Here is a 9,636-nt window from a genome sequence, read left to right on the forward strand (position 1 = left end):
CATTGACCAATGAAAAGCCAACTGTAACCGAAATAACAAATAAACCAATGATCTCCGGGATTTTAGAGGACGATAAAGGAAATATTTGGTTTGGCGCATCCGATGGAGTGTATCGTTATGATGGAAAGACCATCACGGACTTTAAAAGTGCAGCCGGTCAGAAATAAGCTGTATTGCCGGTGGACTTTTAATCACTACTATATCAAGCCTGAAGGTCTTCGCGGTCTTCAGGCTTTTTTTATTCCTGCAATCTGATGCAAAAGTGCCGGTTTGTTTGCTGTAGTTTTGTGGACAAAATCCTTACAATTATATATTTGAAATATGGCTTCAAAAAAAACTTACAAAATATTCGTTTTAACACTCCTGTTTTGTTTCCTGACTCATTCCATGAATGCGCAATTAGATACTATCCCTTCGAGTAATGAAATTGCGTTTTTACTGAACTCAAAAATTCTTAATCAACAAAGAAGCATTTGGGTTCATGTTCCGACCGACTATACTTCAACCAATCAAACCTATCCTGTTATTTATTTGCTTGATGGTGATGGACATTTTAAATATGTGTCACAATTGGTAGATTATCTTTCTGACTACGACCGTAATAGAATTCCTGAAATGATTGTTGTAGGAATTGTAAATATTGACCGGGGGAAAGACTTAAATCTGGCACATCCTGTTTTAAATGGAAAAGAAGATTCCGATATTGTATCAACAACTGAGGGAGGAGGGAAGTTTTTAAAATTTATACAGCAGGAATTGGTTCCTGCTATAGATAGAAATTATCGAACTCAGCCATATAGAATTCTTATGGGACATTCACTGGCAGGACAATTTGCCCTTTATAGTAAAAATATATTTCCAGAATTATTTCAGGCTTCAATTTTAATTAGTCCGGCTATTCATGATGACAATGTAAAACTTTTGTATGATTTTGGTCTATTACTTAAACAACAAAGGCAATTATCAGGAAAATTATTCCTCACTATTGGAAATGAAGGGACCCAAAAAGTTGACCTGCTTGTTCAACAATTAAAGCAATATGCCCCAAAATCTTTTAAATGGGATTTTAAGCAATATCCAGATGAAAATCATTTTTCGGTTACATACAAAAGCATGTTTGATGCGCTTAAGTTTTTATATACTAACTGGTTCATAGATTTTTATGATACAACCAGAATGACCTACAGAGATATCGAATTACACTTCAACAAATTATCCAAAGAATTTGGATATATTATTAAGCCTACTGAGGACTTTGTAAATAACTGCGGATACATGCAACTACACCTGCACAATATTGATGGTGCTATTGAAATATTTAAACAGAATATTCAAAACTATCCAAATTCATATAACGTTTATGATAGCCTGGGCGAAGCGTACATGCTAAAAGGTGAAAAACTGATGGCTATAAAAAACTATGAAAAGTCAATTCTATTAAATCCAGATAACGAAAACGGAAAAAGAATGTTGGATCAGCTAAAACACAACAAATAAAATTGCTAATAACAGCTAATTACTACGTCCCTCCTTTTAAACTACTTCATTAACCAGATGTTAATGCCTTACCTGCTATAGTTATTTTATTTACTTTCGGACACATTATTATTAACCTTATACATTTCACATGCATTATAATATTAATAATTATCACCACGCACATTATATTATAAAAGCGCATGTTCCTGAAAGATCTACTTCATAAGTTCTCTCCCTTCATCATTTTGTTATAAGTACAGCATAGCATTTATTTTTAATCTATAAAACCATGCACAATGAGAAAGTTAGTAGTATGCTTTATACTCCTTGCAGGCATCTCATGCCTTTACAGTTGTAAAAAACAGGAAATTAACAATGTTACCCTGCCTGTTAGCGCTAAAGCCACTATTCAAAGTGAAAATTTTACCTGGGATGATCCCTCTGCAGATTACATGCCTTCAAATCCGGCCAACGCAGTTCCAAAACCGTGGGCATCCGGAAGCACGGTCATCGATGCCAATATTGTAAATGATTACCATAGCGCTGATGGATGGCAGTTGATCTACAATACATTTTCAGTGAACAAGGCAGTGGTATCCAATGCGGGCATTCCCTGGTTCTTTGCAATATACAATCCGTATAAAGGGGTGGTGCGGTTTTATCTCTGGCAGCCGGCCACTACCGTCTATTCCAATTATGTGAACCATGGTCTGGCTGTATATGGTAATGTCCCTTCCACCATGCTCAATTTTGAAGCCGGTGAAGTGGTAGATGCTACTGCACATGCCTCCACTATTTCAAAAGTATATCAAATATCTTCGCTCAACTCATCTACAGGTACCTGGTTTGCCTTCCAGTATGAGCTGGCCTATGATCCGGTAGTAGGTCAATACAATTTCCCTGATTTTGGGATTGCCTGGAACGGACAGTTTATCAATGTAACCCAATTGTCGATCAATGGTACTCAAACCGGCACTTTAACCGGCACCATCACAGAACCCAGCTCGTTTAATTTAGGCGGAACCCTGGTTCAAGGGGCGATAGAAGCCTTTGGCGCATCTGACGTGGTAGGCCTTTCAGATGCTTATCAGAGCGCAGTGAGCGGTGCGCTGGGAAATACCATTAATGGCTTTTTCAACGGCATCCTGGGTGGCAGCAGCCCTACCACCCAGGATGTAGATCTGAAAATAAATACGCAAATCTCATTAACAGGAACGCAGGTTAGTTCCGGGGGATTGATGAACCAGCAACTGGTGCTGCCCGGACAACCCAATAGTCAATCTGTAATTGGTTTGGCGCCCTTCGGATCTAACAATAATATCATGGGCGTGTTCAACCTTACAGCCCGGCCAACCGTGAAAGTAACCACCACCTATGCAACAGCGCCCGGCGGTGGTAATGCGCCTACAACGCAAAACAGTTTTTCTTTACCGGCAAACCCGTATTCATTGGTTGTAAATCCTTATGTTGCCGGCATTGCCAGTGTACAGGTTACCGGTGTAGATATTATGATACCAAATAGTTTGGCTACCAGCCCTGTTTTCGGAAAATTAAGGAGCGGCATGGTTGCTGAGACTATTGGCAAAACCACGTATTACCGGGTAACAAGCAGCAGCAATTACTTATGGGGATATGATGATCTGACAGCAGGTACAGTAGCGCTAAGACTTACCATTGTGGTTACGCCAAACAACCCATCGATACACCCTATAACTATAGTAAAATCTTTCCTTGCAAACATTGTCAATTAAGCGTTTATTTGTTGTATTGAAAAGTAAATAAAAACCGGTGATCAATAAAACAGCCCTTCCCGGTAAGCGGGTGGGGCTGTTTTTAAAAAAGCGATATTGAAATACAGTTTGCTCTTGCTCACGCATTTGGCTTTTACCTTTCTGTTGGCGAAGGGACAGGTATATATTGGCCTTCAGGGTGGGGCCGGATTCAATTATTTACAGGCCGATATGGCTGATCGTTCAGCTACTACCATTACCAGTAGGGCTGGTTATATTATAGAAACACCTGTTGAGGTACGATTGTATGATTGGCTTTATGCCAAAGCGCTTCCTGCTTTGGTTAAAAAGAACTACCGCATAGAGCGCACCGGTTCCCTCAGCGGCGTGTATACAAATTATAACAATACTTATCTTCAGTTACCTGTATTGGCGCATTTCGTATGGGGCAAACGGCTAATCATGTATGCCGATGTTGGCCCCTATGTGGCATACTGGCTATCCGGCCGGGTAAAGGGTAATACGCCGGATCTTTTTGCTATAAACAGAAGTACATCCGCATCGGGCCAAACAACACAGGCGTTCCAACTGGCAGTCTACAACGAGCGCTATCAATTCAACTCACAACGTGATAACAGGGTGGAATGGGGAGGGGCAGCAGGAATGGGGGTTGAGTGGAAGATTCAAAAGAAGCTGCAGCTTGTAGCCGGTTCAACTGTTTATCTATCGTTTACCGATATGCAAAAGCATTACATGATCAATCAAAAAGCACAACGCAATCAAACCGGGGTTATTTTTGCGGGCTGCCTTTATAGGCTTAAATAAATAAGTTATGCATGTACGAACGTTCCTGGTCACCATCTTTTTATTGCTGTATCTTGCTTCCTGCAGAAAGAATAGTTCATCGCTCAGTAATACTGATGTTCCCCCTGAGAGTTTTAGCCAGGTATTTGACCAGTTCTGGAACAATATGAATACAAATTATGTGTATTGGGATGTGGATACTACGAATTGGGATGACATGTACAACCGCTTCCGGTCACAATTTTCTCAGTTAAATTTACAAAACGACAATGATGTGCAACGTTCCCTTATCTATTTCAGGCAAATGACAAAGGGATTGATCGATGCGCATTATTCCATAAATTTTGTACCCCCTGTTATTAATGGGTCGTATATATTTCCGGCACTGGAAAGAAAAGAAAACACCCCCGGCTTCCATAGCTCGTTTTTATATCTTTCGGTTGATTCCGGGTATTTCGACGCAGGATATCGGTATGGTGAATATGTAAATGCTGCTAACGAACAATTATATGCTGCATGCGCCATCATCAACAAACAAGTGCTCTATTTTACGTGCAGTCAATTTTCACTGGAAGAAGCGTGGTCGGCAACGTCCAATAATGGAGTTAAAGCGGTGCTTCAGTATTTTTTCAACCAGTTGCAAAACCTCCCGGATAATATTAAAGGCATTATTTTAGATGTGCGCAATAATAAGGGAGGCGATGTGGTGGATCTTAATTTTTTGATGGGACATTTCATAACCAGTCCTTTGCACATCGGTTATACGCATTACAAGAGTGGCAATGGGCGATTGGCTTTTACACCCTGGATCAGGGCATTCGTTCAGCCCGTTGCCGGGGGAAATGATTTTAATATACCTATTATCGCACTGGCAGATAACTACACCCGGTCACTGGCAGAAATAGTAGCCATGGCTGTGCATACCCTTCCCACCGGCAAGGTGGTGGGAGAAAATACGTGGGGCGCTACCGGGCCCATTACCGACAAGATAGTGTATAATGACGGACAGTTTTCTATTCCCGGCTTTCTTTCGGTATATACGTCATCAGCGGCTTTCAAATATGCGAACGGGAATCGATATGAAGGCGTAGGCTTCCCACCGGATGTGCCTGTAGCATTCAATCTGGATAAACTGTCTTTGAGGAAGGATGCCGCTTTGGAAAGTGCGCTTACCTTACTAAAATAAGATCTTCCATAAATATGAATGAACATCTATGGCGAAACCTGCTATAACTATACATACTGACGAACTTGGCCCATTGGGGGTTGATCTTGTTCCTATTCAGGGATTAAGCACTGGCATACAAAGCCCGCACAGAGATGATCACTATATGTTCATATTGCAGCAAAAAGGCATGCTGGTTTTGGAATTAGACTTTGATGAAATTAAATTAAGCAATGCTTCTCTGTGCTTTATAGCTCCCGGACAGGTACATAGATTTGTAAAACAAAAAGACTGTAGTGGTTGGTGGCTTTTTGTAGAGACTGGATTAGTAACAAAAAGATGTCGGGAAGTTTTTGATACTTATTTACACATGCAGCAGTATGTTTCTGTACAGCAAAAAGATGCCATTTTTGATATTATACCAATACTGACAAATGTTCTAACCCGGGAAAGATCGCCTTTACAAAAGAACCTGATAAATGCGTTTCTGGAAAGTACAATAGTTATGATCGCATCCAATATTATGCATTCCCGGTACACCGTAAACGAGGCCAGTATCCAGAAGCATCATATTGTTACTCAGTTCAGGAAATTAGTAAATAAAAAATATAAAGAGCTTAAACAAGTAAAAGAATACGCATCCTTACTTAGTATAACGCCACTTTATCTCAATGAAGTTGTTAAAAAAATAACAGGATTTCCATCCAGCTATTGGATACACCAGGAAATTATGCTGGAAGCGAAACGTTTATTATACTATACAAATCTGGATGTAAAAGAAATTGCATATGAGCTGGGCTACGAAGATCCGGCTTACTTCTCTCGTTTTTTTAAAAATAATGCTGGCCTGGCTGCCGCTGCTTTTAGAAGCAAAAACCATGTTTTGTCCAATAATAGCCATTAAATAACAGCCTGCCGGGGCCTGCTACGTTTATAGTTTTGTGATCGTTATTTAAATAAAACGACACAAACATGTATTCAGCCACTTTGCAAAAAAGTAATACCGGTTTCTATAAATTAATAACTCCAATTGTAGTCTCGGTATTTGCAGTTTACCTTACTATGGGAATGTCTTTAGGCATACTTCCCGGGTTCATTCAAAATGATTTAAAATTTGGCAGCCTCATTATCGGTGTGGTCATTGGCCTGCAATCACTGGCAACTTTATTAACGCGCGCCTATTCTGGTAAGATTGCAGATACCAAAGGCGCCAAAAGAAGTAAAGACACTGGAGTACTATTCGTATTAGTTGCAGGAATAGTATATGTGCTTGCAGCTACTTTACATCATTACACTATACTGGCATTAGCGCTGATCTTGCTATCCAGAATAATACATGGCGTAGCAGAAAGCATGTTGGTTACAGGAGCCTTAACCTGGGGCATCGGCCTGGTTGGTCCGGAGCGCTCGGGCAAGGTAATGACCTGGAATGGTATCGCCATGTATGCCGGCATTGCTATCGGCGCCCCTTTTAGCATTTGGATGACAAAAACCTATGGTACTGTAAGCGCTTTTGCTATAATTATAATCCTGTCTTTTGTTAGTTGGCTCGCAACCGGTAAACTTCCCAAACTTATTGTAGCGACCGTACAGGTTAGAACGCCCTTTTACAAAGTAGTAAAACAGGTTGCGGGTCAAGGTCTTGGTTTAGCCTTCTCATCAATGGCGTTTGCCTGTATTGCCTCGTTTGTATCCTTGTTTTTTGCAGAGAAAAACTGGGGAGATGCTTCTCTGTCATTTATTTTGTTTGGAGCATGCTATATATTGACCAGGGTGTTTTTTGCATTTTTTCCTGATAAGTATGGCGGATATAAAGTTGCTTTGATTTCATTGATTATCGAAGTTACAGGTCAATTCCTTATGGGCTTTTCTGCTTCTAAAGCAAATGCGATCATAGGCTGTAGTTTAACTGGAATAGGTTTTTCTCTTATTTTCCCATCATTAGGAGTAATAGCTATAAAAAAAGTATCGCCACAGATGCGAGGTACTGCATTAGGAGCTTATGCAGCCTTCTTTGATCTTGCTTTAGGGCTGGCAGGACCCTTAGCTGGCCTGATAGCAGGATGGTATAATTATCAGGCTGTTTATATATTAGGAGGTATAAGTTGTTTACTGGCGATATTAATTATACGAAATAAAAAGTAATTTCTTGTAATCCCTACATAAGGCATCCTTTATTGCTCATCGAGGCGGGACAGCAAATAAAATTTCGAATTAAAAGCGGCTTCAGATCCAATGACTGAAGGCGTTTTGCCGCAATTGGTGGTAAGTTTATATTAACTCGTTGAATTACCTGGTGTGCGTATATTCATAGATCCGGGCAGAGTCTGTCATACTTATCAAAGGAACTCCCATACCAAAACCATTCACCTTCCTAGATAAGGTTATATTTGTAAAAAGATAAGAACCGACAAATGCAAACCCTTTATTTTTATATTAATGGATCTGGCACTCCATTTTGGAAAGAAGAAAAAGTCGATATTAATGGAGAATTCTACTATACTGATCCTCACTGGCTGGACGACATCTCCGATCAATTAAAGAAAGAATGGGATAAGCTTGTTACTTTATACTCCAGCTACAGTAACCCAATTGATAGTAGATTTCCAAGCTTCTGGACTGATTCAATGTGTAATTTATTTAATAATTTGGCTTGTGACTTTCTTAAAAATAGCATTTCCGAACTTAAAACCTATACTATTATTGATAAATTTACACCATTAAAGCAAGATGAAAGATTGTGGGAATATAAATTCGATCCTATAAAATATCATTTGAATCACAATTCATCATTTTACAACAAAGAAGATTTTAAAAAATATTTAGAAAGTAATTTAGAATTAGCGAGTAATCAAGTATCAGATTTGCCTTTATACAAGGGGTTTATAATATCTTATCAAGAATACAAGGCCTTTAATAGAGCCTTCTTAACATTTGGGAAGTACAATAAATTTACAATTGAATTTTGCCCATTAACTAATCGTACTTTTCTAGCAATAATCAATAACGGAGGACATGGTGCGGTTTTTAGTGCTATGAGGATAAAAAGAGAAGATATATTCCAAAATGAACAAAAGTTAATTGATTTAATAAATAACTATCTCGAATAAAATAAGATGCAATACACAAAGGTTGTCGCAAGGTTGGCAGAGATAGAATAACAATCACTATTTGATTTCCAGGCAGTATACGGCCTTTTGGGAAAAGAGCCAATCCCATAAACCTGGTGTTATACTTGTTTTATACCAGATATTATGGGCTTCATCGGGAAACTCGGTATATCTTGGGTGGCCACCCGAACTTTTCATTGCGTTCATTCAATGATCTATGGGTTGAATCTTTTTGAAAAAGTTTTTTTCCGGTGTAAGACAAACTCAAATTTACTATATATATGAATCTTGATTTAAAGCTACTGTTCTCCGATGAAGTGGAGAGTTTCCAATCACTTATCACTGTTTTTAGTGAGGTTTTTGAAATGCCATACTTTAAATTGCCCGATACAAATCATTTACAAAGCCTGCTGGCACAGCCTAATTTTCTTGTAATTGTCGCTAAGGTAGATCTACAAATAGTCGGGGGAGTAACAGCATATGTTTTAGATCAGTATTATCCAGATAAACCGCTAGTCTATATTTATGACCTAGGTGTTGTAAAATCCTTCCAAAGGAAAGGTATTGGTAAAAGGATAATGCAATATCTGCTTACTCAATGTAAAGAGAAAGGGTTTTATGAAGTTTTTGTTCAGGCAGATAAGTCAGATAGAGGAGCACTAATGTTTTATCGCTCTATAAAACCTTTAAGAGAGGACCCCGTTGTCCATTTTTCATTTAACCTTGAAACTGTATAAAAAAGACCCTGTGAACCAGTTTTTGAATAATTTAATAGATTTTCATCAATTTAAATATATGATTTATCGTTATGGAGCATTATTTTCGAATATCCTTTCTTTTAAAAAGAAACATGGAAATTTATTCAGGCACAAGTATACTTTGAACCCACAAATTGAACTGATGACAGAAATCTATAAAGGACTTACAACGTCTGGGAACCCAGGAAATCGAGTTTAAAAATGATTTCGATTCGCTAGAAACAGAGATCGATGGCGTTAAACTTAATTCAAAACAAATGATAAGAAATTCTTTAGTCGTATTGTTGATACTTTCATTTTCGACAACTTCCTTAATATATGCTCAAGAAGCCACAATAAGACAAAAATTAGCAGGAAGTTGGCTTTACTTTGGCTTAGAGTTCAGCGAACCTTTAAGTGCTTCCGACAAACTTGAATCCGAAAAAGGCGACAGAATGAATAAAGATTTGATAATAACCTTTGAAGCCGATGGTAAATACATTGTTTGGAAAAAACAGATTGGAAAAACCAAGCCATATGCAAAAGGTATTCTTAGTTTAACAAATAAAGGACGTCACTTGAAAATTACTGGTCTTGAAGGGGATATTGAC

General features: G+C 38.6%; 9 protein-coding genes. All 9 read left to right on the plus strand.

All coding sequences use genetic code 11. From position 1 onward, the window contains the following. Positions 1-321: 321 nt before the first annotated feature. Entirely contained in the window at positions 322-1,497 is a 1,176-nt protein-coding gene (locus tag ACJ751_RS16615) for an alpha/beta hydrolase-fold protein (RefSeq protein ID WP_407746644.1), read from the plus strand. A 278-nt stretch (positions 1,498-1,775) separates the two neighbouring features. Continuing rightward, positions 1,776-3,230: a hypothetical protein gene (locus tag ACJ751_RS16620; protein ID WP_407746645.1), complete on the plus strand. Its 1,455-nt coding sequence runs from the start codon at positions 1,776-1,778 to the stop codon at positions 3,228-3,230. 96 nt (positions 3,231-3,326) lie between these two features. Further along, entirely contained in the window at positions 3,327-4,034 is a 708-nt protein-coding gene (locus ACJ751_RS16625; protein ID WP_407746646.1) for a porin family protein, read from the plus strand. A 7-nt stretch (positions 4,035-4,041) separates the two neighbouring features. Beyond that, positions 4,042-5,199: a S41 family peptidase gene (locus ACJ751_RS16630; protein WP_407746647.1), complete on the plus strand. Its 1,158-nt coding sequence runs from the start codon at positions 4,042-4,044 to the stop codon at positions 5,197-5,199. 28 nt (positions 5,200-5,227) lie between these two features. Next, positions 5,228-6,082, plus strand: a complete 855-nt coding sequence (locus ACJ751_RS16635) for a helix-turn-helix domain-containing protein (RefSeq protein ID WP_407746648.1) — start codon at positions 5,228-5,230, stop codon at positions 6,080-6,082. Between the two features lie 68 nt (positions 6,083-6,150). After that, positions 6,151-7,323 carry an MFS transporter gene (locus tag ACJ751_RS16640; protein WP_407746649.1) on the plus strand — a complete coding sequence of 391 codons (1,173 nt, stop codon included), beginning with the start codon at positions 6,151-6,153 and terminating at the stop codon, positions 7,321-7,323. Between the two features lie 269 nt (positions 7,324-7,592). Then, on the plus strand, positions 7,593-8,288 hold the full coding sequence (locus tag ACJ751_RS16645) for a hypothetical protein (protein ID WP_407746650.1): 696 nt from the start codon (positions 7,593-7,595) through the stop codon (positions 8,286-8,288). 281 nt (positions 8,289-8,569) lie between these two features. After that, a complete protein-coding gene (locus ACJ751_RS16650; RefSeq protein WP_407746651.1) occupies positions 8,570-9,025 on the plus strand; it encodes a GNAT family N-acetyltransferase in 456 nt (151 codons plus the stop codon). A gap of 278 nt (positions 9,026-9,303) precedes the next feature. Further along, the coding region (locus tag ACJ751_RS16655) for a hypothetical protein (protein ID WP_407746652.1) at positions 9,304-9,636 on the plus strand (333 nt) is incomplete at its 3' end.

Origin of the sequence: Niastella sp., from assembly GCF_045805085.1 — a bacterium.
Classification (GTDB): Bacteria; Bacteroidota; Bacteroidia; order Chitinophagales; family Chitinophagaceae; genus Niastella.